We start from the raw sequence: 25,492 nt of genomic DNA on the forward strand, positions 1-25,492 counted from the left end.
CTTCCAATTAATTAATTACCCCCTCGATAAAGGGGGCATAAAATTAGCGGTTATATTGAAAAGACCAAATTATTTCTAAAAAATCAGCTTTTTCTTTGATTCTAATCACTCTCTTGTGTTTAGAATTACTTTTTTTAATATTTTTTAATGGAGGTTTTGTTTCTTTCAATTTATATTTTATCTCATTTTTAGCTAATATTTCTAATGCATCACCAAGTTGAGAAGCTAGAAGTTTTTCTTTTTGCAATGACATGCTTTAAACTTCCATTATCTCATTTTCTTTTTTCTCAGTAATAGATTCAATTTTACCGATGTACGTATCGGTTAGATCCTGTACATTATCAAATCCACGATGCATATTATCCTCAGAAATCTCACCTTCATCTTCTAACATTTCTAACTCTTCATTAGCATCTCTTCTAATATTACGAATAGCAATTTTACCATCTTCAGCTTTTTTATGCAGAATTTTAGTAAGTTCTTTTCTTCTTTCTTCAGTTAGCTGAGGTATATTAATTCTGATTACATTACCATCATTGCTGGGATTCAAACCAAGGTTTTCCTGCATAATAGCTTTTTCAATAGCTTCTATATTATTTTTATCCCAGGGCTCAATAACTATTTGTCTGGCTTCTGGTGCCATTACTTTTGCCATCTGCTGGATTGGGGTTGCAACCCCATAGTTATTAGCTTTAATATTTTCTACCAGAGAAGGACGAGCACGACCTGTACGAATTGTGTTTAAGTCTTCTTTTGTTGCTTCTAAAGCTTTTTTCATTCTCTCTTCGGTTTCTTTTAACACTTCATTAAACATAAATGACCCTCCCTTAAATTAATTAACAGAAGTACCAATCTTGTCACCAAGCAATACTCTTTTAATATTACCCTCTTTTTTAACTGCAAATACTTTTAATGGAATTTCATTATCCATGCAGAGAGATACTGCTGTAAAATCCATCACCCTTAAAGAATTATTTAAAAGATCAATATAGCTTAAACTATCATGCTTTTTAGCATTAGAATTTATTTCCGGATCAGAATCATAGATTCCATCTACATTCTTAGCCATTAAAATCACATCAGCACCTATTTCAGCTGCTCTTAAGGCTGCAGTAGTATCAGTTGAGAAAAACGGATTACCTGTACCAGCTGCAAATATAACGACCCTGCCTTTTTCTAGATGGCGGATAGCTCTCCTTCTAATATAGGGTTCTGCAATTTGGCGCATTTCTATTGCAGACTGTACTCTTGTTTCTATCTCAAACTTTTCTATAGCATCCTGAAGAGCAAGGGCATTAATAACAGTTGCGAGCATCCCCATGTAGTCAGCTGTCCCTCTATCCATACCTTTTGCACTGCCAGCTATTCCGCGAAAAATGTTCCCTCCACCTACTACTATTGCCATTTCCACATTTGTACTTTTTACAACCTCACTAATTTCAGCAGCAATTTTTTGAATCATCTCCGGATCAATTCCATAACCATTAGTCCCGGATAAAGCCTCTCCGCTAATTTTAAGTATCACTCTTGAATAAACTGGTTTTTCTGTCATTATATAATTAACCTCCATTAAATATTATTCTCTAATTTTAAGCTAATTCCTTTATTAAAAAACAAATTTACTTAAAAAAAGAGAACACCCTTAATAGTGCTCTCCTTTTTTAATTATTATTGATTTTTAGTAGCAGCTTTTACTTCGGCAACAAAGTCATCTTCTTTTTTCTCAATACCTTCGCCGATTTCAAAGCGGGTAAATCTTTTTACGGTTAAATCATTTTCTTCAAGAATATCTGCAACAGTTTTTTCGTCATCTCTAACAAATGGCTGTTCTAATAGACATACTTGAGTATAATATTTATTTAATTTACCTTCAACTATCTGATCAATTATGTGCTCAGGTTTACCTTCATTAATCATCTGCTCTTTATAGATTTTCTTTTCTTTTTCGATATAGTTTTCACTAACTGAATCGCGATCAAGAAAATCAGGATTAATTGCTGCAATATGCATAGCAATATCCTTAGCTACAGCTTCTTTTTCAGCAGAAAATTCATCTTCAAAATCAACTAAAACACCAATTTTTCCACCTAAATGAATATAGCCATAAATAAACCCATCACTTTCATAACTGACAAATCTTCTTAAATTAATATTTTCACCAATACTGGCAATAGCTTCTTTAATGATATCATTTACAGTTTTATCACTGTTTTTATACCATTTTTCTTCAGCTATTTGATCAGTATTATCTGCATCACTCTGCATTACATGTTCTGTAATATCAGCTACTAGATTTTGAAATTTATCATTTTTAGCCACAAAATCAGTTTCAGAATTAACCTCAACTAAAATACCTTTTTTACGATCATCACTAATATTTAAACTTACAAGTCCCTCTGCAGCAATCCTGCCTGCTTTTTTAGCTGCATCAGAGATACCTTTTTCTCTCAAATGCTCAACAGCAGCTTCTACATCGCCATCAACAGCATTCAAAGCCTTTTTGCAATCAAGCACACCGGCACCTGTGCGGGAGCGAAGTTCTTTTATATCTTTCATAGTAACGCCCATCAAAAATTACCTCCTTTAAGTAGTTATTTAACTTTAATCTAACAAAGTCTTATAAAAAAAGCGCGGCAAAGCTAAAAACTTCACCAACGCTTTTAATCTTTGCTAATTATTGTTCAGTGTCTGCTTCAGCCTGAACTGCTTCTGCTTCAGCTTCCTGCTGTTCCTGGGCTTTTTGTTCCTGTCTGCCCTGTTTTCCAGCAAGTACTGCATCAGAAATAACACTGGTAATTAATTTAACTGCTCTAATAGCATCGTCATTACCTGGAATGACATAATCTATTAAATCTGGATCACAGTTTGTATCTAAAATCGAAACGATTGGAATATCCAATTTAATTGCTTCTTTAACGGCAATATCTTCTTTTTTAGCATCTGTGATAAAGATTACATCTGGAAGACCATTCATATTTCTAATTCCACCGAGGAATCTTTCAAGTTTATCATGTTCTTTATTTAATTCAATAACCTCTTTTTTAGGTAAAACTTCGAAGATACCTTCTTCTTCCATCTCTTCAAGCTCATCTAAGCGGTCAATACGCTTTTTAATAGTATGATAGTTTGTTAACATACCACCAAGCCACCGTTGATTTACATAAGGCATACCACATCTTTCTGCCTCTTTTTTAACGGTTTCTTGAGCCTGTCTTTTGGTTCCTACGAAAAGAACTTTTTTGCCCTCAGCAGCTTCTTCCTTAACAAAATTATATGCTTTGTCAATTAACTTAACTGTCTGCTGCAGGTCAATGATATAGATTCCATTTCTTTCGGTGAAAATATATGGTTCCATTTTGGGATTCCACCTTTTAGTCTGATGACCAAAGTGAACACCCGATTCGAGGAGTTGTTTCATGTTTACTACTGACATAACTCCTGCACCTCCTTTCCGGTTTTATAGCCTCCGACAGCATCATCTCTAAACACAACTGTATTAAATACAGCACCAGCATTTAGATCAACTGTCGTGTGTATTTTGCCACAAAAAAGTATACCATAGTATTTGAGATTTATCAAGTTTTTTTAGCAAAATAAGTTTTTCGAAAATATTAAAAATTGTCTAAAATATCCAAAAAGATTTTAAAAAAACCTCCTCTCTTAGAGAGGAGGTCTTATATTATGCTTTTAATTTTTCTAACTCAGGAAGCAAGTTGTCATTAAGCACTTTAATATAGGTTCCTTTCATTCCTAAAGAACGGGACTCTATAACTCCAGCACTTTCAAATTTACGTAAAGCATTAACAATTACTGAACGGGTTATACCGACTCTATCTGCTACTTTACTAGCTACTAATAAGCCTTCTTCTCCATCCAGTTCTTCAAAAATATGTTCAATAGCTTCTAATTCAGAATAGGAAAGTGTATCTATAGCTATTTGAACTGCAGCTTTTTTGCGAGCTTCTTTTTCAACCCTGTCACTGCGGGCTCTTAAAATTTCCATCCCCACAACCGATGCCCCATATTCACCTAAAACTAAATCTTCATCATCGAATTTAGAACCATATCTAGCCAAAACCAGGGTTCCTAATCTATCTCCACCACCAATAACAGGAACGATGGTAGTCAATTTATCTTCAAATAGACAGTCTTCTCCTTCGGCAAATACACACTTACCTTCTTTTTGTTCAATATTAGATTTAGTTTCTCTAATTCTAAGTAAACCCTGATTATATTCTTCAGGGAATTCACCCTTACTTATTACCTTATCTTCCATTATATCACATTCAAAATCATCTAAAAGACTGTAACCTAAAATCTTACCCTTTTTACTTGTAACATATGCATTACACTTAATTGCTTCTTTTAAAACATAAGCCATATCTGAAAAATCAACTGCATTGCCTCCAGTTCTCTGAAGTAATCTGTTAATTTTTCTGCTTTTTTCTAGTAAACTTCCCATTGTTATCTCCTCCAATTTAAATTTTTAATAGTTATAAAATATATTTACTTAAATCTTTATCTGCTACAACATCTTTCAGTTTATCATGAACATAATCTACATCAATGATAATTTTATCTGTTTCTAATCCCGGTGCTTCAAATGAAAGATCTTCAAGTAATTTTTCCATTATAGTGTGCAATCTTCTAGCACCAATATTCTCTGTTTCTTCGTTAATATCAAAAGCAAAATTTGATATCTCTTCAACAGCTTCTTCACTAAATTCGATCTCCACACCTTCTGTTTCCAGCAAAGCTTTATATTGTTTAATCAGAGAGTTTTGTGGTAATAAAAGAATATCTTTGAAATTTTCTCTGCTTAAACTGTTTAAATTAACCCTTAGTGGAAATCGACCCTGTAATTCCGGGATTAGATCAGCTGGAGAAGAAACATGGAAGGCACCTGCAGCAATAAATAATATGTGGTCAGTTTTAACTGAGCCGTGTTTGGTAACTACAGTTGATCCTTCGACTATAGGTAGGATATCACGCTGTACACCCTGGCGGGATACTTCAGGACCTGAGCCTGATTCTCTTCCGGCAATTTTATCAATTTCGTCCAAAAAGATAATACCATCATTTTCAACCTTATCGATTGCTTCTGACTTTACCTGTTCCATATCAATCAATTTTTGAGCCTCTGACTGTTTTAATATTTCCTTGGCCTGTTTGATAGTAACTTTTTTCTTTTTCTTTTTAGAGGGAAATATATTGCCCAGCATATCCTGAAAATTAATGCCCATTTCCTCCACCCCAGAGCCAGAAAATACTTCTAACATCTGCTGGCTATTTGCTTCAACTTCGATTTCAATTTTATGATCATCTAACTTACCTTCTTTAATTCTTTCGAACATTCTCTGACGACGAGCTTTAACTCTATCATCAAGCTCATCTTTACTTTCATCTTTATCAGCCATTTTACTAAAATAATCATCTTTTTTCTTGTTTTTACCGGGAAGCATAATATCAACAATTCTTTCAATTGCCATTTTTTCTGCTTCCACTTCTACTTTTTCCATTTTATGTTCTTTTACCATTCTAATCGAAGTCTCTGTGATATCTCTTATCATAGATTCCACATCTCTACCTACATAACCAACTTCAGTAAATTTGGTGACTTCAATTTTAATGAATGGAGCCCTGGCAATTTTAGCAAGTCTTCTTGCTATTTCTGTTTTACCAACTCCAGTTGGTCCAATCATCAAAATATTTTTAGGAATAATTTCATCTTTCATATCATCTCTAACCAGTTTACGTCTATATCTATTTCTGAGAGCTATTGCTACAGATTTTTTTGCATCATCCTGGCCAATTATATATTTATCTAATTCACTTACAATCTCTTTGGGAGTTAATTCATTATTCACTATTTTTGGACTCACCTCCATCAAGTTCCTCTAAAGTTATATTTTCATTGGTATAAATACAAATAGAAGCCGCTATTTGTAGTGCTTCTCTGGCTATATCTCCGGCACTAAGGTCATTACCGTGATTGCTTAATGCAGATGCAGCAGCTCTAGCATAAGGACCACCAGAACCGATTGCAGAAATATTTGCATCAGGTTCAATCACATCACCATTACCAGAAATAATTAAAATTTCCTCCAGATTTGCAACAATTAGCAAAGCTTCAAGTTTTCTTAAAATTTTATCTGTTCGCCATTCTTTGGCAAGCTCTACGGCTGCCCTTTGCAAACTGCCATGATACTCTTCAAGTTTAGCTTCAAACTTTTCAAACAGAGTAAAGGCATCTGCAGAAGTTCCGGCAAAACCAGCTAAAATTTCTCCGTTATATAATCTTCTGACTTTTTTTGCGGTACTTTTCATTACTGTATTGCCGAGTGTTACTTGACCATCACCGGCCAGGGCCATACAATTGTTATGTCTAACAGCAACTATGGTAGTTGCTTCAAACTCTGTAATTGACAATTTATTTTCCTCCTTCACTTATAAACTTATTTAAATTGTCACACGATTCAAAATATTTCAACCTATTTGCTTTATATTAACATGAAAACAGAAAAAAATCAAGGGTATGCTATTGTTTTCACATAATTTTTAACAGTTAATAATAAAGTTATAATCTTATAGTAGTGTTAGAATTATTAAAACTGCTTTTTTATAATTTAAGCATACCCGATCATTTTATTCAGCTTTTTCAGTATGTCCACATTCTTTATTAATACACTTATAATGTTCACCTTTTGCCTTAGTGGTTTTTTCAACCATCACTCCACCACATTCGGGACAGGGTTTTTCAACAGGCTTATTCCAGGCCATAAAATTACACTCAGGATAATTACTACAGCCAAAAAATGTCCTGCCTTTTTTAGAAGTTCTTTCGATTACTTCACCATCATCACATTCGGGACAGTCTACACCAGTTTTGATCAAATATGGTTTAGTATTTTTACAGTCAGGATAACCTGAACAGGCTAAAAACTTACCATATCGTCCGTATTTAACAACCATTGGCTTCCCACATACTTCACATACCTCATCAGTTTCTTCTACGATTTGCACTCTTTCCATATTTTCTCTAGCATGCTCAAGCCTTTCATAAAAAGGCTGATAAAAGTCTTTTAATAATTTTTTCCAGTCTTCATTTCCCTTTTCAATTTCATCTAATCTCTGTTCTAAACTTGCAGTAAATTCTACATCAGTAACATCAGGGAAATATTCAGATAATAATTCAGTTACAGTTTCACCTAATTCGGTAGGTTTTAAATATCTGCCATCTTTTTCAACATAATCTCTAGAAACTATTGTAGAAAGTGTTGGCGCATAAGTACTTGGTCGACCAATCCCCTCTTCTTCTAAAGTTTTAACTAAACTTGCCTCAGAAAATCTGGCAGGTGGTTTAGTAAAATGCTGTTCAGGTTTAACATCCTGGAGTTTATAAACATCTCCCTCTTTTAAAACAGGCAGATCTATTTTGTCTTCTTTTGCTTTACCGGTTAAAATTAAATGACCGGGAAAGAGTAATCTAGACCCACTTACTCTAAACTTATATTTTTCACCTGCTTTAAATTGAGCAGAAATACTTTCATAAAGAGCAGGACTCATCTGACTGGCAACAAATCTCCTCCAGATTAGATCATACAATTTATATTGATCTTTTGATAAATGTTTTTTCATTTTATCAGGAGTTCTCATGGTATCAGTCGGCCTGATAGCTTCATGAGCATCCTGTGAATTTTTATTTTTTTTCTTTTTTTTCTTTTTAGATCTTAAAAACTTATCTCCAAATTCAGCCTCAATATATTTTGCAGCACCTGCTTTAGCTTCTTCGGAAAGTCTGGTACTATCAGTTCTAATATAACTTATTAAACCAACAGAACCTGAACTACCTATATCCATACCTTCATAAAGCTGTTGGGCTAAATACATAGTCTTTTTAGCCGAATAGTTTAGTTTGCTAGAAGCAGTCTGCTGTAGGGTACTTGTTGTAAAAGCTGATTTCGGATTACGACGTCTTTTGCGTTTTTTAACCTTTATTATTTCAAAATCTTCTTTTTTGATATCAGAAACTATTTTATTTGCTGCTTCTTCACTATCAATATTGTATTTTTTATTATCTATTCTGTATAAACTGGCCGTTAATTTATCCTTATCTTTTTTTAAATCAACATCGATCGTCCAGTATTCTTCTTCTTCAAAGTTTCTAATTTCTTCTTCACGTTCACATATTAACTTAACTGCTATAGTTTGTACCCTTCCTGCACTGAGTCCTTTACGAACTTTTTTCCAGAGCAGAGGACTAAGTCTATAGCCAACAAGCCTATCTAAAAGTCTTCTAGCCTGTTGAGCATCTACCAGATTTTTATCAATCTGGCGGGGCTTTTTGATAGCATTTTTAATTGCATTTTTCGTTATTTCATTAAATTCTATTCTGTTATTATCTTCTTCAGATAATTTAAGTGCATGTGATAAATGCCAGGAAATAGCTTCACCTTCCCTATCAGGGTCAGTTGCTAAATAAACTTCATTACTTTTTTTGGCTTCTTTGCGTAATTTAGCCAGGGTCTTACCCTTACCTCTAATTGTTATATAATTGGGCTCGAAATTATTTTCGATGTCTATTCCCATTTTGCTTTTTGGAAGGTCAATTACATGTCCCATTGAAGCTTTAACTTTATAGTTTCTACCTAAAAACTTTGCAATAGTCTTTGCCTTTGCGGGTGACTCAACAATTACTAGATTTTTGTTCTTCTTTGCCATTAAATTTATACCTCCAGTAAACTCGTAGTTTACATTTGAAATTTTATTGCTTTTCCATTAAACTCATTTATACTCTCCGAAATTATATAAAGCTTATAATCATCTTCAACTATTTCATCAATAACATCCCACATTGATTCAATAGTTAAATTATTGAAAAAGGCCATACTTAAAAGTTGATCAATTATAACTTCTAATTTTTCTGTATTTAAAAGTCCAGATTTATTTAATTTAATAATTATATTTTTGACCTCATCATCAAAATACAGCTTTTCTATTTTGGTGAAAACTCTATTATAACCGCTATCTTTTTGATCACTATAAAAATCATTTTCAGAAACAGCAAATGGGTCCTTATACATAAACTCAAAAGCTTTATTTATATCTTCAAGTTCATAGCCCTGTTCTTCAAGGCTGTCGGTTATATCTTTTTTTAAAGACAACAAATCAATCTTGTCTATAAATATTTGCATTAATAAGGTTAATATTTCAATTACATTTTTATTCATATTATTCTGGCATTTAAGCCCATAATCTCCTTTCGCTAAATTTTCATTTTATTACGAATGGATAATTTAGCATTAGACCATCGAGGTCGTCACTCTGAGTTTTCTTTTATAGAACGGATGGATAACTCAGCACTAGGTCATCGAGACCTTCGCGCTATATCTTCATTTTATTACGCATGGATAATTTAGATATTAGGTCATCGAGACCGTCACTCTAAGTCTTTTTATAGAACGGATGGATAACTCAGTACTAGGCCATCGAGGCCTTCGCGCTATATCTTCATTTTATTACGCATGGTCGACTCAGCACTTGGTCATCGAGACCGTCGCGCTATATCTTCATTTTAAAACACATGGTCGAAGTAGTTTTCTTTACTAAAAATGAAGAAAAATATTATAAAATCTTTAACTAGTATATCATTATATTGGTTTGAGTAGATTTTGTAAACCCTTAAATCGATATTTTTTTCCTTTTAAGCGCTGGATTAAATCCATTAATTCGAATTTTATCAGAATTTTATCTACTTTGTCTGTAGTCAAATTACTTAATCTTATTAGATCATCATAATAGATTTCTAACTCATATTGAAAAAGGTATAAAATCTTTTTTTCATCATAATTTAACTCAGGATAAACTTTCTGCAGCTCATTTCTATCCTGGATAAAATCTGCATTCGGCCGTTCTTTTTGTAGATAATTGTTTAAATAATCCAGTATATCCTGTACTTCTGTAAAAACAGCAGCTCCTTTTTTTAAAAGTTTGTTGCAGCCAACTCCAGTTGGTCGATCAATATTAGCTGGTACAGCCATTATATCCTTACCCTGTTCTAAGGCATAATCAACAGTAATTAAGGTTCCACTTTTTTTACCTGCCTCTACTACCAGTATTAAATCTGCTAAAGCACTGATTATTCTATTTCTTCTTGGAAAATTACCAGCCTTTGGTGGTATCTCTGGATTAAATTCTGTAATTAATAAACCTTCTTTTTTTATTTTTTTAGCCAGATAATTATTTTCTGATGGATAAATATAATTAAAGCCATTGGCAAAAACTGCAGTTGTAATACCAGATTCTACACTTAAAGCTCCTTTATGAGCGGTGCTGTCTATTCCATTGGCCATACCACTTATGATGTTTATTCCTTTAGCTGCTAAAGCTGCGGAAGTTTTAGAGGCTATTTTGCGGCCATAAAGAGTAGATTTCCTTGAACCAATCACTGCTACTGCCGGTAAATTGAAATTAAGCTGGCCCTGATAAAATATTACAGGAGGTGGATCATAAATATTCATTAATTTTTTTGGATATCTGCTATTATATAAGGTTAGAAAATTTATATTTTTTTCTTTTAAAGATTTTTTTAATTGATAATAATTAAAATCACCTTTACAATTAAGGAAAGAATTAATTTTTTTAGAATTTAAATTTAAAGCTTTCAATTCTTTTTTCTTTAATTTCCAGAGCTTTGAAATCCTTTTTAACTTCTGATAAAGTTCATGAATCGTTTTAGGCCCAAAACCTCTAATTGAATTCAAATAAATTAAATAATACTCTTCTATATTATCCATATTTTACCTCCTATTCTAAAATTATTATATAGTTAGATTTGAATAATAGCAAGTATAATTTATTTTTTTACAGGAAGATGATAAAATTTATAGAATAAATAAACAAGCGAATAATAACAGGGGGGCTTTTAATTGATAAAATCCACTAAGTATAATACAATTTTTTATTATCTTAGTTCATTAAGTTTTATTTTAGCTATTATGATAGTAATTCCTTTAGTAGTTTCTTTTTATTATCAGGATGGTAGACAAATTTATCAGGCTTTTTATTACTCTATTATTATTTCTTTTGCAGCAGGTATTCTTTTAAAACTTCCCACTGATAAAGAAAAAACATATATTGATTTAACAACAGCTATGCTGCTCTGTGCATTAGGCTGGATATTAGTTTCAATTTTAGGTTCTCTACCCTTTATGATTGGGATAGAAAAATCTTTTATTGATGCTTTATTTGAAACGGTAAGTGGGTTTACAACTACTGGAATTACAGTTTTTACTGGTTTAGAACTTATGCCCAGATCAATACTTTTCTGGCGCAGTTTGATTCAGTTACTGGGAGGACTGGGTATCTTAACTTTTTTCTTATTAGTTTCAACAAGAGCTAAAGGAGAAACCTGGCAGCTATTTAGTGCAGAGAGCCATAAAATCAATGTATCTAGACCTGTGCCAAATGTTTTTAAAACTGTTAAAATTCTCTGGTCTATTTATTTAGGTTTTATGTTATTGCAAACTTTATTATTAATTATACTAGGGCTTTCACCTTTTGATGCACTTACTCATAGTTTTACTACCCTTTCTACAGGTGGATTTTCCAGCTATGATGCAAGTGTTGCCCATTTTGCTGCCAATAATTATAGTAATTATATCTTAATTGAATATGTAATAACATTTTTTATGTTTTTAGGTGGAGTGAACTTTTTACTTCATTATAGATTGTTTCAAAAAGACTTTGAAAGCATTAAAAATAATTCTGAGTTCAGAACTATGGTGAAAATAATTATTTATTCAACTATTTTTTTAAGTTTGGTTATTATAACATTAGAAACTGCTCCTGGAATTTCGGTGGAAGAAGTATTTAGAAGAACTATTTTTCAGGTCACTTCAATTTTAACAACAACCGGTTATGCCACCAAAGATATTAACTCTGCTTTTTTCCCTGCAGCAGCCAGACAGCTATTTTTAGCTTTCATGTTAATTGGAGGTTGTGTTGGGTCTACTTCCGGTGGTATTAAAATTATGCGTTTAAATATTTTAAGAGCATTATTTAAAAGAGAGGTAAAAAAAATATATTTACCAAACCATGCAGTTTTACCTGTAACTGTTGACAGAAAAATCATCAGAAAAGATGAGCTCAACAAATTAACAGGAATCTTTACCTTCTGGCTAGTTTTGATTGTTGTTGGTGGAATAATAACCTCTTTATTTTCTCATTTAGATGGCTGGCAGGCCTATTCTGGCATGTTTTCAGCCATGGGTAATATTGGGCCTTTCTTTTTTAGTGTAGAAGAAATGTCAAATATATCACCTGTAGTGAAGACAACTTATATAATTGGTATGCTGGCAGGGAGGTTAGAAATCTTACCAGTTATAATATTATTTTCTAAAAAAGCATGGCAAAATTAAAAATAACTCTGGAGGTATAAATTATGTACATAATAATAGCAGGTGGAGGAATAGCGGGTAGTAACTTAACAAAAAATCTGGTTAATGATCATGATGTAATTGTTATTGAAAAAGATCAGCAGGTAGCAGAGAGGGTTTACAGCCGTTATGGAGCTGTTACCGTATTGGGTAATGCAACAAGGATCGATATTTTAAAAGAAGCAGGTATAGAAAAATGTGATGTGGCAATCGCTGTTATGAGAAATGATGCGGATAACCTTTCTTTTTCACTCCTGGCTAAAAATTTTGGGGTAAAAAAGATCTTGGTCAGAATGCGAGAACCACAGTATAAGAGTGCCTATAAAATGGCTGGTGCAACAAATATAGCAGCAACTATGGAGTTGATTGTTGATAGATTTATAACTGATATTGAAGAACCTGATGTGCGAAAAGTTGCTTCACTTGGTGATGGAAAAGCTGAGGTATCTATTTTAACTATTCCTAAAGAGTCAAAAATATCAGGTAAAAAAATATCGGAAATAGTTAGCCAGGAAAACTTTCCAGAAAATTGTATAATAGCTGGAATTTTTGATAAAGAAATGGACCGTTACATAGTTCCCCGAGGTAACAGAGAGATCTTTGCCGGTAATCAGGTCTTTTTAGTAGCCTCTAAAACTGATATGGAAAAAGCAGCAAATTTTTTGCTTGAAAAATAGATAAAACTCCACTGCCCGGTATAAAAAATTGAGTAGTGGAGTTTTTCTTTTTAAATATTAAGTTAATATAATTCTACTTCTGCAGATAGAGATACACTTATATTGACTTTTTCTTCCTTAACCGGTACTTCCATCGAGTCCGCTTCTGCACTTCTTCTTCCAACAGATTGAAGCATATCAGCACCATAAATATCCTGACGACCCATATTTAATTTGGTAATTCTATAATCTTCTTTATCTAAATTTTGAGCAATAAAGGCTGATTTACTTTTCAGACTGTCTAAAGCCATTGCAGTTACTTCATCAAGGGCAGCCTCATTGTTTCTTAACCTATAATCTAAACTTACCACCCTATTTGCTCCTGCTTCAAGCAATCTGCCTAATAATACCGGCAGTTCTTCTAAGTGTTCAGTTCTAAATTTTAATTGGTTAGAAACTCTGTAATATGTTACTCTTTCTTCATCTTCGTAGCGAGTAAATGGATAAACCCTAAAATATTGAGTTTCTAAACTTTCAAGATCTTCCTCTTCTAAAATATCCATTAGAGCACTTACAATTTCATTGTTTTCTCTAACAGCCACTGATTGTTCCTGGTCTTCATTTTCAAAACCGAGCACTACATCAACTATTTCTGGATCAAATTCTTTTTGTTGAGAAATACTTAAACTTGTTGTTATATAGTCTTCCTCTACCCTTTCTTCTACCACTTCTTCTGGAGCAACAACCTCATCATTAGTATTAAAATACAAACCGTTGATAACCAAAACCGAAAGCAGTATTAAAGCTAAAAAAACTAAAAATAAACCAGCATTTCTGTTCATTAAAACCCCTCCATCTTTCTCTTATTTTAAGATTTAAAACTTTAAAAAATATTTAATATTATAATTCCTCTTATTAGATATAATTCTAATAATAAGATTAAATCCCTTTTTTATTAGCAAAATAAATAAAAAAAGATGAGCTGCAAACTCACCTTCTTTCCCTTAAGCTAAATGATATCTGCTCAAAGTTATTTTGCTTTAACTCTTCAATCAGGGCAACCAAATTTTCAAAATCAGTTTTACGATCTGCATAGATCTTAACCGATTTATCTTCTCGTTCTCCTATATCTCTAAACAGTAATTCTAATTGACCAGGATTATATTCAACTTCCTGATAATATATTTTATTGTCTTCACTTAAAAATATATTTATCTGTTCACCATCAGCTGTCTGACCTATACTGCTGTCAGGAACAGTTATATTGTAGATCGCCTCTTCCCCCTGTAAGGTAGAAGAAACTAAAAAGAAAATCAAAAGCAAGAAAACTATATCTATCATAGGAGCTAAACCCAAAGACCCATCTCGATTTTTAGGCTTATATTTCACTTTAATCAATCTCCTTTTTATAACCATTATAAAGCAGGTTTTTGGTTTCTAAGCGCAAATTATCCATTTGATTAACAAGTTTATCAATTTTAGAATAAAAATAGTGATAAAATGCTAAAGCTGGTAAAGAAATAACCAGACCTGCCGCAGTTGTAAATAATGCTTCTGAAATACCAACTGCCATCTGTTCAGGACTTCCACCAATACCAAGTACCTGAAAGGTGTTAATCATTCCACTTACAGTACCTAATAAACCTAAAGTAGGTGATGCCTGAGCTAAAAAGTTTAATAAACCAAGACCTCTTTCTAATTCTGGTAATTTATCTACTTCTTCTGCATCCATAAAAAGCTGAAACTGCTCTTTGTTGACCGGTTTTTTAGAAAGAACTGCATTATATATTTGAGCGGTAATACCTTTGTTTTTGACAATTAAATTATCTTCATCAGCCTGATCATTATAGAATTCTTTAATATCTCTTAAATATTTGGTTTTTTTAATGCTTCTGTATTTAAGAAAATATATTATAGATCTCTCAAATACCATAAAAATAACTAAAAATGCAGATAGTAATAAGGGATATGCTATAATACCTGCTTTATTTATAAACTCTCCAATCATTATGATTCCTCCATTTAATCGAGTTCGAATCGAATTGGTAGTGTGATTCTTACACTTACAAATTGATCATCCAATTTTGCAGCTTCAAATTCCCATTCTTTAACTGCACTCAAAGCAGCCTGATCAAAAGCATCATAACCAGAACTGTCATGTATTTCAAACTCACTTGTCTTACCATCCTGGTCTATTTTAAGACTTAAGATAACCCTGCCTTCAATATTTCTTCTTCTCATTTGAGGGGGATATTCAGGTGCTCTATGATTTCTTATTGATGGTCTATCTATTCCAGAATGACCATTTTCACGTAGATCATATATTTCATCTTCTCCACTGTCTGTATCATCAGAGCCACCATTCTCAATTTGTTCTTCTGCAGGCTGAGAACTTTCAACTTCTTCACTTTCTCTGTTAACAATTTCGTCTACAACCTCATTTTCCTCATCATCAGCATCATCATTATTATTTCTTAATTCAGCCAGATAGCTGTCTAAATCAAATGAATCATCTTCACTTTCTTCTGGCTCTTCTACTTCATTTTGATTTAAAACCCATTCTGGAAGCTGTTCTTCTTCACTTTCATTTAATTCTTCTTCTACCTCAACCTCTGCTTCTTCTACAACTTCTACCTCTTCAAGCTCTTCAGGCTCTTCTTCTATTTCTTCTTCGATTTCAACTACTTCCTCAACTTCTGGCTTTTCTTCAACTTCCTCAATTTCTTCTTCGGGTTCTTCTTCGATTTCAGGTCTTTCTTCCACTTCTTCAGGCTCTTCAGCTAATTCTTCTTCAGTTTCTTCATATTGAGTCTCTGTTTCTCTATCTGGCTCAGGTTCAACTTCTTCACTTACTTCTGCCTCAGAAGTACTATCTTCCTGAGCAATCTCTTCCTCTAAAGCAGAATCACTATCCTCTGCTGCCTCAGAACCACCTTCTTCTTCAAATAGCTCTGCTGCATCAGATAATAATAATTCTATTTCTACCTCTTCCCTCTCAACTACCTGAATATCATTGGCTAGAAGCCTGAATGGGCAGGCTTCTAGCAGAAAGAGCATGGATAATGATAATATGAAACTTAATACAAAAACAAACTTATCTTCTTTTTTCATCTTATCATCACCCTTTCAAATTTATTTAGAATGAAGTTCCTAAACTTAACATAAAGTTACGACCAGGCATATCTAAAGGACTGACTACTTGATAATCCCTATCCAATAAGTTATTTATTGAGAATGTCATATTAAAATCTCTTTCTCTTATTTCTAATGGTCTGCTAAATCTAGAATCTAAGACAAAATAGCTTGGCATATCTAATCGACCAGCAACCAATCTACCATCTAAGGAAATTCTATTAACTTGATCATTATAATTTAGGCTAAGTTTTGCATTATGATATGGTTGATTAGCTAAACGATTATCATTTTGATCTCTAGCATCTAAATAAGTATAGTTTAATTTTGTGTTAATATTTTCTGCTAATTTTCTATCAAGTCCTAATTCTATTCCCTTAAATTCAGAAGTACCTTCTATATTTATTCTGGTATTAATTCCATTATCTTCAAAACTAGTGATTAAATTATCAACTTTTCTTTGAAACAAACTTAATTGACCTGAAGTATTTTGAAAGTTAAATCTTAAACCTATCTCATAATTATCACTAGTTTCTGCCTTTAAATCAGGATTACCCTCAAAGCCAGGAAAAAACCAATCAGGATTAGGAGGATAAGTACCATATAAATCATCAAAAGTAGGAGCTCTAAAAGCCTGAGCTGCAGAAGCAACCAGACTGTAATTATCACTCAACTTATAATTTGCTCCAATCTGCGGGCTTAATTCAGAACCATATTCTTCATGATCATCATAGCGAGCCCCAATTTTTAAGTTAAGCTGATCATTAATTCCCCAGTCATCTTGAATATATAAAGCTTTATTGGTATTTTTTTGTTGACCTCCAATGATATCTGTACTCTCAACATCATCTTCCTTTATCTCAAAGCCATAATTTAAAATGTGATTATCAAAATAATTAGTATTATTTATATTTAAACCAGTTTGGTATCTTTCATGTTTGGAACCGTCACTAGGATATAATCTTTCCTGATAATTTCTAAAAACACTAACAGATGTATCTCTATTTTCTTTTTGAGTATTCCATTTCAAATTAAGATTTTGAAAATGATCATCTTGAACACTGCCACCAATTATTTTATCAGAAGTATTATCCTCAAATGTAAAAGTTAAATCAGAATGATTACTGAGCTGATAATTTAATCTGGCGAATACAGTTTCCTGTTCTAATTTTTCTCCATCTTCAAGACCATCAGAATCTCTATTTAAATATGATAAATATACTCCCAAATCATCAAATCTCTGTGAATGTGAAAGTTCATAAGTAAAATTATTATAAGAACCATAGTTCAAAGAAACTCTAGTTTGTGGTTCAACTTCTATATCTTTAGTAATAATATTAACTACTCCACCCATGGCATTTGCACCATAAATTACTGAAGCAGGCCCTTTGATAACCTCTATTCTTTCAATATTATTGGTAGGTATTAAACCTAAATCAAAACCACCATTTTGGGGTTCATTGATCGGCTGACCATCTAATAAAATTAAAACTTGACTTGCACTGGCTCCTCTAATATTTACCTGTTTAGCTCCTGCTGGACCACCAAAATCAGTTATAGAAACTCCTGTATATGTATTTAATAGATCAGCTACATTTTGAGAATTGCTCTGTGCTATATCCTCCTGGCTGATAACTTCAATACTTACTGGAGTATCCATAATTGCCTCTTCATATCTACTTGCTGTGACTACTACTTCATCTAGATCAATGACATCTTCTTGCGCACCAACTGGTATAACAAAAATTAATAATGCTGCAAGCAAAACTAAAACTGCCCTTTTTAACATTTACTATTCCTCCTTGTTTTTTTGTTATGCTTACAGCCACCTAAGACAAAAAAAAGCTATTTCCAAAGCAAAAGACACCCAGGTACATTGAGGGTGTCTTCGTGCGAAAAATACATAGCCCACAACCAATCCTGTCTCGAAGATGGCTGTTTTCCCTTTAGGCAGGTCTCCTGACTTTATAGCTTTAGTGATTTACCTTCCCCAAACCCATTTCTGAGTGGTATTAAATCACCATACTAGTTAACAGTGGCGGACCCGTTCAGGAATTTCACCTGATTCCCTATTATCTTCTGAATGAAGCACCTAAAAAGAGAACATTATTTGATTGTATTAAACTCTATTTATTATCTTCTTTATTTAAGGCTAAAATCCTCTAAAAAAATCTATTGTATATTTGTTTTTTTGTGTGAATTTTTTGTTATTTTCAATTTATCAATTTTATTTTACAGCAATTTTGAATATTTTTTGCTTATATTTTAATTATTTTGCAATAAAAAGAAGGTATTACTATATATTTACATAATTATATAATATATCTATTAGGAGGTGTTTTAATGGCTTTACATAATCAGATCGGAGAACTTGGTGAAGATATTGCAGCAAAGCATTTAAAAAACAAAGGTTATTTGATTATAGAGAGAAATTACAGGAATAATTTTGGCGAAATTGATATTATTGCTCAAAAAGATGATTACACTATTTTCATAGAAGTCAAAAGCAGAACCTCAGAAGATTACCTCTATTTGGCGGAAAATCTTTATTATACTCAAATTGAACATTTAAAAAATACTGCTTCATACTATTTTTTAGAGAATGACAAAGAAATTGATAACATTCGCTTTGATTTAATTGCCATTAAAATTAATAAAATAGATAAAACTGCTGATGAGCTCAAACATTTTAAAAATATCATTGATTGATTATCTGGAGGTATAAAAATGTATTCTTTTGTCCATTCTGCTGTTATAAGTGGTGTTAAGGCAGAAATAGTGAGAGTAGAAATTGATATCTCTCGTGGTCTGCCGGGTTTCCATATTGTCGGTTTAGCAGGAAAGACTGTTAAAGAATCAGCTAAAAGGGTCCGTTCAGCTATTATAAATTCAGGTTTTGAATGGCCGATCAAAAAGATAACGGTTAATCTTGCTCCAGGTAATATTCAAAAATATGGATCCCACTTTGATCTTGCTATTGCTGCTGTACTTTTAGAATGTTCTGGTCAGATAAAGATAAAAAATAGGGAAAAGAAAATCTTTGCTGGAGAATTAAATCTAAATGGAGATTTAAATAAGGTTAAAGGTGTGCTGGCGATGTTGATCGAAGCAGAAAAAAATAATATTAAAGAGGCAGTTTTAGCTGCTGAAAATCAAAAAGAAACTGAATTAATAGAGAATATAGACAGCTATTTTCTTTATAATTTAAGTCAATTAACTGATTTGATCAAAGTTAAAAATAATAATTTTTTTACGCGGGATATTGAAGAAAAAAATAGAGTTAATAGAAAGGATAATTATTTTGAGCTTAATTTTATCAGGGGCCAGCACAATGCAAAAAGAGCTCTAATTACTGCAGCTGCAGGAGGGCATAATCTACTTTTTGTAGGTCCACCAGGTTGTGGTAAAACCATTCTGGCAGCTTCGATTGTGAAACTTTTAAGACCTCTTTCCAGTCAAGAACTTTTAGAAACTGCTTCGATTTACAGTGTCAGCGATAATTTAGAAAAATTAAATTTTAAAAAAAGATACAGACCATTTGTTGCTCCACATCATTCAATTACCTCAGCCGCTTTGATCGGTGGTGGTAGAATACCTGTACCAGGTGAGATTTCACTGGCACACAATGGAGTTCTTTTCTTGGATGAACTACCTGAATTTAAAGCTGCAGTTTTAGCCAATTTACGTGAACCTTTAGAAAGAAAAAAGATCAAAATAGCCAGAAACAATGGCAGCTATATTTTCCCGGCAAATTTTCAGTTGATTGCAGCTATGAACCCCTGCCCCTGTGGTTATGCAGGAGTGAAAAACAAAAGCTGTAGCTGTTCAGAAAGAGATATAATTAAATATCAACAAAAATTATCAGGACCTCTTTTAGATAGAATTGATTTGCAGATAGAAGTACCTCCCTTAGAAAGTGAAGAAATACTTTTAAAAAGCAGTCAGACTAAATTGATTAATTATCAGGAGAAAATAAAAAATGCCCGCATTATGCAGGCTCAAAGATATAAAAATAGTAGACTAAAAAATAATTCAGAATTAGAATTAAAAGATATTGAAAAATACTGTAGTTTAAAAAGATCTGCTCAAAAAATATTAAAAGATGCCGTTAAAAAAATTAATTTGTCCATGCGGGGCTATATTCGTTTAATGCGGGTCAGCAGAACAATTGCCGATCTAAAAAGCCATCATAACATCAAAAAAGAAGATCTGATCGAAGCAATTGATTTTCGCTGGCTGGCAGAAAACTCTAAAATGTTGTATTAATCAATCATAGTATTTTTTTAAATATTTTACCATCGGATAACCTAAAAGTACAATTACCAATGTCTGGCTAACTCCAATCTGCAGTACGGTTAACCAATACGGTAATGAAAATAATAAGTGCAGATAAATACTAATTAAAAATGCATTAAAGACTATTGGACTTAAATAGGCAATTATACTGTCTCGATATTTATAAGTTACATAAGCTGCTAAAAGGGTGACTAAACTACCTCCAATGATATCTACCATACCTAATCCACCAATGACATTAGCCAGCAGTACACCTAAAAATAAGGCTGGAACTGCTTCGGGAAAAATTATCGGTAAAAGGGTTAAAGCTTCTGCAGCTCTAAACTGTAGTGGTCCAAAACTAATCGGTGCTAAAAAATATGTAATTACTACATAAAGAGCCGTAATAGCAGCTCCTCTGGCCATTCTTTTTGTATTCACTATTCTATATTTCCTCCTTTTATTTAGGGACTCGACCAAATGATTTGCGGTGAATCGGTGATGACCCATGCTCTTCTAAAGCGGCTATATGTTCTGCTGTTCCATAGCCCTTATTTGATTTAAAATTATATTCAGGATATTCTTCTGCATATTCAAAAATTATCTGATCCCTGCTTACTTTTGCAGCTATTGAAGCTGCAGCAATAGAATTAATTTTTGCATCACCATCGATAACAGCTTTTTGATCGATCTTTAGATCGGGAATAACTGTATTGCCATCAACCAATAATAAATCTGGTTTTTCTTCTAATTGAGGTAATAGGTTTTTTACAGCTCTTTTCATAGCTGCAAAGGTTGCTTCTCTAATATTATATTTATCTATTTCCTTACTGGAAGCCTGACCTATTCCAACTTTAGCTTTCTTTTTAATTTCTTCAAGCAGTTTTTCTCTTTTTTCTCGACTCAGCTTTTTAGAGTCATCTAAACCATAAATTGGTTTTGTTGAATCAAGTAGAACTGCAGCTGCAACCACAGGGCCAGCAAGTGGACCTCTCCCTGCTTCATCAATCCCTATCACAGCCTGATAACCATTAGATTCTAATTTTTCCTGAAGTGAGTTCATATTGACCCATTTAGCAATTACTGCTTCTTTTTTGGCCAGCTTATTTTTTAATTTTTTGGCAATTCTCTTTACACCTTTTCGCTCGTCTTCTGACAAAATGTTTGCTAATTCTATCAGACTATCATCAGTTTCTAAATCTTTAGTATAATCTTTTATCTCTTTAATTGTCAGCTCATCAAAATCAGGATATTTCATCTTCATCCACCTCTGCAGGTTTTTCTAAAGTTATTCTACCTAATTTACCATCTCTATAATCATTAATTACAATTCCAGCTGCCCGATTACGGTCGACTTTGCCACCGGTCATTAGACAACCTCTTTTGCGGGCAATATCTGCCAGAATATCATAGGAATGATCTGCTAAATAATCCAGCTGATAGAATTCTTCTAATTTTTCTGCTTTGATATTTTTAATAAATTTAATTAGTTTATATGCTGCAAGTTCAAAATCAAAAACATCATTACTAACAGCACCTGTTAAAGCCAGCTTATAGGCAGTATCTTCATCAGAAAAACTGGGCCATAAAATACCCGGAGTATCAAGCAGTCTGACCTTTTTACTGACATTAACCCACTGTCTACCTCTAGTAACACCCGGTTTATCAGCTATATTAGCAGCTTTAGAACCAGCTAAAAGGTTAATCAGGGCTGATTTACCTACATTGGGTATTCCAATGATCATAGCTCTGATCCTTCTTGCCTTTCTTCCCTTTTTAGATAGCTTATTTGTGATTTCATAGTGAAGACCGTTTAAGAGATTCTTTAATTCTCCAACTCCTTCTCCGGTTATAGAGTTTAGTAAAACTGCCTCTCCCTTAAAATAATTTAACCACTTTTGATTTAATTCTGGATCAGCTAAATCCTTTTTATTTAAAACAGCAACTCTTTTTTGATCTTTTACTAAAGACTGCAGATCTGGATTTTGAGTGCTGTAAGGTGCTCTTGCATCAAGGACCTCGATAATTAAATCTACCAATTTTAAGTCATCTTTTAATATTCTTTTTGCTTTTGCCATATGGCCTGGATACCATTGAATCATGATATTAACTCCCTCTTTAAATTGAGATTAAAAAAGGGTGTAGGATTATCTCCCCACCCTTTGTCTTAAAAATTACTCTGCATCTACTTCTGGTATAACTCTAGCTTCACGTTTTTCTTTAATTCTAGAAGCTTTACCTCTTCTGTCACGTAAGTAATAGAGGCGTGATCTTCTTACATCACCACGTCTTACTACCTCAATAGCATCTAATTTACTGGAATGGACTGGAAAAGTTCTTTCTACTCCAACTCCATGAGCAATTTTACGAACAGTAAAAGTTTCATTTAAACCTCCACCGTTTCTCTTAATTACAACACCTTTATAAGGCTGTAGTCTTTCTTTACCACCTTCTGATATTCTAACTTTTAGGTTTAATGTATCACCTACTGCGAATTCAGGTATATCATCACGCATTTGTTCTTTTTCAATTTCATTGATAATATTCATCAGTCAACCTCCTCTCAAAAAATACTAAAATTTATTCTTCCCACCAGGGTAAAGATAAAAGACGATCTAAAATAATCGAAGCAGCACTTCTAACAGAAAGATGGTTAAAATCTCCTCGGCCCCAGACTGGATCAAGTATATAATCACACTCAGCCAGTGTTTCTTCTGTTAAACCATATCCTGTGCCAAAGATGATCAAAAATGGCCTTTCAAAGTCATTTAAATACTCACGCATCTTTTTATAACCAACAGAATTAGCATATTCTTTAGCATCAGTTGCCACAACTATCGGTTTTTTGCCTGTTTCTGCCTTTATTTTCTCTTTTACTTCAGCTAATTCAGAAGCAATTTTTAAAACAGAAAAAGCCTGATGACGGTTATAGCAGTAATCTGCTCCTCGACCACCGGTCCAATAATCATGAACCCTTTCTACCAGTTCCTGTTGTGATTTCAAGTTATTAATTATATAATATTTCTCGATCTCATATGTTTTTGCAGCTCTAGAGATATCATGTAGATCATAATTAGTAACCGTTGTTGTGATAATCTCACCCAGTTTATTATAGATTGGGTTGTGTACCAATCCCAGGTAAACATCTGCCTCAATTGCTTTCATCCACTTCACCCTTTAATTCAGCTTTAATTTCTTTAAGTAGTTTTTTATCCTCTTCGGTTAATTCTTTATCTTTAAGCAGATCTTCTCTTCTCATCAAAGTTCTGCGCAGAGATTCTTTTTTACGCCAGCGTTCGATCAATTGATGATTACCACTTAATAAAACATCTGGTACCTTAAGACCTTTAAATTCCCTTGGTCTTGTATAATGAGGATGTTCTAAAAGCCCATTATAAAATGAGTCTTTTTTACTTGATTCTTCATCCCCCAATACACCAGTTAATAGTCTGGCTGCAGCATCAACTAAAACCATTGCTGGAATTTCTCCACCAGTAAGTACATAATCACCGATGGAAATTTCTCTGTCCACAATAGTTTTTCTAACCCTCTCATCTACACCTTCATATCGACCACAGATAATTATCAAGCCTGGCTCTTTAGCTAAATCGTTGACTATGTTTTGGGTTAACTGTTCTCCCTGAGGACTCATTAAAATAGTTTTGCTTTCAACTGATCTCTGGCTTTTAACCTGCTCCCAGGCTCTGTATATAGGGCCAGCCTTCATAACCATCCCTGCTCCACCACCATAAGGTGTGTCATCAGTTCTGTTATGCTTATCTTCAGCATAATCTCGGATATTGATAGTTTTTACCTCGATTAAATCCTTTTCTCTGGCTCTATTTATAATGCTCTCACTAAATGGTCCCTCAAACATTTCTGGAAAAAGAGTTAAAATATCAAAAAACATAGTTTCAGCTCCTAAAGATCCAATAGACCCTGAATTGGGTTATAGATAATTTTTTCTGCCTCAAGATCGATTTCAATAATCATCTCACGACTGGCAGGAAGCATATATTCTTTTGCTTCACCTTTTACAATAATTATATCTGTACCACTGGTATCGACAACTTCAATGACTTTACCAAGATAAGTATCATCACTTAAATAGACCTTACAGCCTACTAGATCATCTACATAATAACTATCTTCTGGAAGTAGATATTTTTCAGACTCAACTATTAAGACTCGAGAATTTTTCAATTCTTCAGCCTGGTCAATAGAATCGATTCCAAAAAATTTGATGATCACAAATTGTTTATGAAAGCGGATATATTCTATTTCAAGTTCATAAAACTCATCAGCATTTTTTAGAAAAACACTATCTAATTCAAAAAATCTTTGTGGAATATCGGTTGAAGGCATAACCCTAACTTCACCTTTATTCCCCTGATAACGAGTTATTTTACCTATTTCAATATATTTATCCTGCAGTTTAATCACCAGCCTGAAAAATAGTTATTTTATGTCGACAACAACCTGTTTACCTTCTTTTGTAGCAGCTGCATTGACAACTGTGCGAATGGCTTTGGCAATCCGGCCTCTTTTACCGATTACCTTACCCATATCTTCATCAGCAACCGAAAGCTCCAGTATTATGGATTGATCTTTTTGCACTTCTTTAATCTTAACTTCAGAAGGATTATCAACTATTGATTTTGCAATATATTCTACCAGTTCTTTCATGGAGAAAACCTCCTTTTGATTACTTATTGCCATGATATTTTGCCATAACTCCTGCTTTCTTCAGTAAAGTTTTTACTGTATCTGAAGGTTTTGCACCATTGTTAAGCCACTTAAGTGCTTTTTCTTCATCAACCTGATAGGTTTCTGGCTCAGTAGTTGGGTCATAGTAACCAAGTTCTTCCACAAAATATCCCTGAGGAGCTCTTCTGGAATCAGAAACGATCAGTCTGTATGATGCATTACGCTTACTTCCCATTCTTTTTAAACGAATTTTAACTGCCATCTATAAACACCTCCTCTCAAAAA

The 25,492-nt window shown here is 33.1% G+C and carries 29 protein-coding genes and 1 riboswitch; of the genes, 4 read left to right on the top strand and 25 right to left on the bottom strand.

The features are described 5' to 3' along the window. Positions 1-43: 43 nt before the first annotated feature. From HALSA_RS06770 to dprA, 11 genes are all read right to left on the bottom strand, one after another. On the bottom strand, positions 44-253 hold the full coding sequence (locus HALSA_RS06770) for a hypothetical protein (protein WP_013405848.1): 210 nt from the start codon (positions 251-253) through the stop codon (positions 44-46). 3 nt (positions 254-256) lie between these two features. Beyond that, positions 257-814, bottom strand: coding sequence for a ribosome recycling factor (gene frr, locus HALSA_RS06775; protein ID WP_013405849.1), 558 nt, complete (start codon positions 812-814; stop codon positions 257-259). Positions 815-832: 18 nt separating this feature from the next. Further along, positions 833-1,552: a UMP kinase gene (gene pyrH / locus HALSA_RS06780; RefSeq protein ID WP_013405850.1), complete on the bottom strand. Its 720-nt coding sequence runs from the start codon at positions 1,550-1,552 to the stop codon at positions 833-835. A 116-nt stretch (positions 1,553-1,668) separates the two neighbouring features. After that, positions 1,669-2,568: a translation elongation factor Ts gene (tsf, locus tag HALSA_RS06785; RefSeq protein ID WP_013405851.1), complete on the bottom strand. Its 900-nt coding sequence runs from the start codon at positions 2,566-2,568 to the stop codon at positions 1,669-1,671. A gap of 106 nt (positions 2,569-2,674) precedes the next feature. Further along, positions 2,675-3,433, bottom strand: coding sequence for a 30S ribosomal protein S2 (rpsB, locus tag HALSA_RS06790; RefSeq protein ID WP_013405852.1), 759 nt, complete (start codon positions 3,431-3,433; stop codon positions 2,675-2,677). 246 nt (positions 3,434-3,679) lie between these two features. Then, positions 3,680-4,462: a GTP-sensing pleiotropic transcriptional regulator CodY gene (gene codY / locus HALSA_RS06795; protein ID WP_013405853.1), complete on the bottom strand. Its 783-nt coding sequence runs from the start codon at positions 4,460-4,462 to the stop codon at positions 3,680-3,682. Between the two features lie 31 nt (positions 4,463-4,493). Further along, the gene (hslU, locus tag HALSA_RS06800) at positions 4,494-5,888 is read right to left on the bottom strand and encodes an ATP-dependent protease ATPase subunit HslU (protein ID WP_013405854.1); all 1,395 of its coding nucleotides are present in this window, start codon (positions 5,886-5,888) and stop codon (positions 4,494-4,496) included. After that, positions 5,860-6,429, bottom strand: a complete 570-nt coding sequence (hslV, locus tag HALSA_RS06805; RefSeq protein WP_013405855.1) for an ATP-dependent protease subunit HslV — start codon at positions 6,427-6,429, stop codon at positions 5,860-5,862. The genes hslU and hslV overlap by 29 nt, the downstream gene beginning before the upstream one ends. Before the next feature lie 216 nt (positions 6,430-6,645). After that, positions 6,646-8,721, bottom strand: coding sequence for a type I DNA topoisomerase (topA, locus tag HALSA_RS06810; protein ID WP_013405856.1), 2,076 nt, complete (start codon positions 8,719-8,721; stop codon positions 6,646-6,648). 29 nt (positions 8,722-8,750) lie between these two features. Further along, positions 8,751-9,230, bottom strand: a complete 480-nt coding sequence (locus HALSA_RS06815) for a DUF494 family protein (protein WP_013405857.1) — start codon at positions 9,228-9,230, stop codon at positions 8,751-8,753. Between the two features lie 420 nt (positions 9,231-9,650). Beyond that, positions 9,651-10,796, bottom strand: coding sequence for a DNA-processing protein DprA (gene dprA / locus HALSA_RS06820; RefSeq protein ID WP_013405858.1), 1,146 nt, complete (start codon positions 10,794-10,796; stop codon positions 9,651-9,653). A 132-nt stretch (positions 10,797-10,928) separates the two neighbouring features. Here dprA and HALSA_RS06825 point away from each other — a divergent pair, with 132 nt between their 5' ends. Together HALSA_RS06825 and HALSA_RS06830 are read left to right on the top strand one after the other, a co-directional pair. After that, positions 10,929-12,419 (top strand): TrkH family potassium uptake protein, encoded by a 1,491-nt coding sequence (locus HALSA_RS06825; RefSeq protein ID WP_013405859.1) that lies wholly within the window; start codon positions 10,929-10,931, stop codon positions 12,417-12,419. 23 nt (positions 12,420-12,442) lie between these two features. Further along, the gene (locus tag HALSA_RS06830; RefSeq protein WP_013405860.1) at positions 12,443-13,114 is read left to right on the top strand and encodes a potassium channel family protein; all 672 of its coding nucleotides are present in this window, start codon (positions 12,443-12,445) and stop codon (positions 13,112-13,114) included. 62 nt (positions 13,115-13,176) lie between these two features. Here HALSA_RS06830 and HALSA_RS06835 read toward each other — a convergent pair whose 3' ends face one another. From HALSA_RS06835 to HALSA_RS06855, 5 genes are all read right to left on the bottom strand, one after another. Beyond that, entirely contained in the window at positions 13,177-13,935 is a 759-nt protein-coding gene (locus HALSA_RS06835; RefSeq protein ID WP_013405861.1) for an SIMPL domain-containing protein, read from the bottom strand. Between the two features lie 148 nt (positions 13,936-14,083). After that, entirely contained in the window at positions 14,084-14,482 is a 399-nt protein-coding gene (locus HALSA_RS06840) for an ExbD/TolR family protein (RefSeq protein ID WP_013405862.1), read from the bottom strand. 1 nt (position 14,483) lies between these two features. Further along, complete coding sequence (locus tag HALSA_RS06845) at positions 14,484-15,101, bottom strand: MotA/TolQ/ExbB proton channel family protein (protein WP_013405863.1); 618 nt, start codon at positions 15,099-15,101, stop codon at positions 14,484-14,486. Positions 15,102-15,115: 14 nt separating this feature from the next. Continuing rightward, complete coding sequence (locus HALSA_RS06850; RefSeq protein WP_013405864.1) at positions 15,116-16,204, bottom strand: energy transducer TonB; 1,089 nt, start codon at positions 16,202-16,204, stop codon at positions 15,116-15,118. Positions 16,205-16,229: 25 nt separating this feature from the next. Beyond that, positions 16,230-18,014, bottom strand: a complete 1,785-nt coding sequence (locus HALSA_RS06855) for a TonB-dependent receptor plug domain-containing protein (RefSeq protein ID WP_013405865.1) — start codon at positions 18,012-18,014, stop codon at positions 16,230-16,232. Between the two features lie 143 nt (positions 18,015-18,157). Next, positions 18,158-18,336, bottom strand: a riboswitch (cobalamin riboswitch). 232 nt (positions 18,337-18,568) lie between these two features. Between HALSA_RS06855 and HALSA_RS06860 the strand changes: the two genes are divergently transcribed. Then, complete coding sequence (locus tag HALSA_RS06860) at positions 18,569-18,934, top strand: YraN family protein (protein WP_013405866.1); 366 nt, start codon at positions 18,569-18,571, stop codon at positions 18,932-18,934. A gap of 18 nt (positions 18,935-18,952) precedes the next feature. After that, the gene (locus HALSA_RS06865) at positions 18,953-20,491 is read left to right on the top strand and encodes a YifB family Mg chelatase-like AAA ATPase (RefSeq protein ID WP_013405867.1); all 1,539 of its coding nucleotides are present in this window, start codon (positions 18,953-18,955) and stop codon (positions 20,489-20,491) included. Here the strand turns inward: HALSA_RS06865 and HALSA_RS06870 are convergent, their stop codons facing one another. The 9 genes from HALSA_RS06870 to rpsP form a co-directional block, all read right to left on the bottom strand. Further along, the gene (locus HALSA_RS06870) at positions 20,492-20,941 is read right to left on the bottom strand and encodes a QueT transporter family protein (protein ID WP_013405868.1); all 450 of its coding nucleotides are present in this window, start codon (positions 20,939-20,941) and stop codon (positions 20,492-20,494) included. 19 nt (positions 20,942-20,960) lie between these two features. Then, positions 20,961-21,764, bottom strand: coding sequence for a ribonuclease HII (locus HALSA_RS06875; protein ID WP_160143060.1), 804 nt, complete (start codon positions 21,762-21,764; stop codon positions 20,961-20,963). Continuing rightward, positions 21,745-22,602, bottom strand: coding sequence for a ribosome biogenesis GTPase YlqF (gene ylqF / locus HALSA_RS06880; protein WP_013405870.1), 858 nt, complete (start codon positions 22,600-22,602; stop codon positions 21,745-21,747). The genes HALSA_RS06875 and ylqF overlap by 20 nt, the downstream gene beginning before the upstream one ends. 72 nt (positions 22,603-22,674) lie before the next feature. Further along, the gene (gene rplS, locus HALSA_RS06885; RefSeq protein WP_013405871.1) at positions 22,675-23,049 is read right to left on the bottom strand and encodes a 50S ribosomal protein L19; all 375 of its coding nucleotides are present in this window, start codon (positions 23,047-23,049) and stop codon (positions 22,675-22,677) included. Positions 23,050-23,080: 31 nt separating this feature from the next. Next, entirely contained in the window at positions 23,081-23,665 is a 585-nt protein-coding gene (locus HALSA_RS06890; RefSeq protein ID WP_013405872.1) for an RNA methyltransferase, read from the bottom strand. Next, positions 23,652-24,410 (bottom strand): tRNA (guanosine(37)-N1)-methyltransferase TrmD, encoded by a 759-nt coding sequence (trmD, locus tag HALSA_RS06895; RefSeq protein ID WP_013405873.1) that lies wholly within the window; start codon positions 24,408-24,410, stop codon positions 23,652-23,654. The genes HALSA_RS06890 and trmD overlap by 14 nt, the downstream gene beginning before the upstream one ends. 11 nt (positions 24,411-24,421) lie before the next feature. Then, positions 24,422-24,943, bottom strand: a complete 522-nt coding sequence (gene rimM, locus HALSA_RS06900) for a ribosome maturation factor RimM (RefSeq protein WP_013405874.1) — start codon at positions 24,941-24,943, stop codon at positions 24,422-24,424. Between the two features lie 15 nt (positions 24,944-24,958). Next, positions 24,959-25,186, bottom strand: coding sequence for a KH domain-containing protein (locus HALSA_RS06905; protein WP_013405875.1), 228 nt, complete (start codon positions 25,184-25,186; stop codon positions 24,959-24,961). A 19-nt stretch (positions 25,187-25,205) separates the two neighbouring features. Continuing rightward, positions 25,206-25,469: a 30S ribosomal protein S16 gene (rpsP, locus tag HALSA_RS06910; protein ID WP_013405876.1), complete on the bottom strand. Its 264-nt coding sequence runs from the start codon at positions 25,467-25,469 to the stop codon at positions 25,206-25,208. Positions 25,470-25,492 lie beyond the last annotated feature (23 nt).

The sequence above is a fragment of the Halanaerobium hydrogeniformans genome (assembly GCF_000166415.1).
In the GTDB taxonomy this organism is placed as follows: domain Bacteria; phylum Bacillota; class Halanaerobiia; order Halanaerobiales; family Halanaerobiaceae; genus Halanaerobium; species Halanaerobium hydrogeniformans.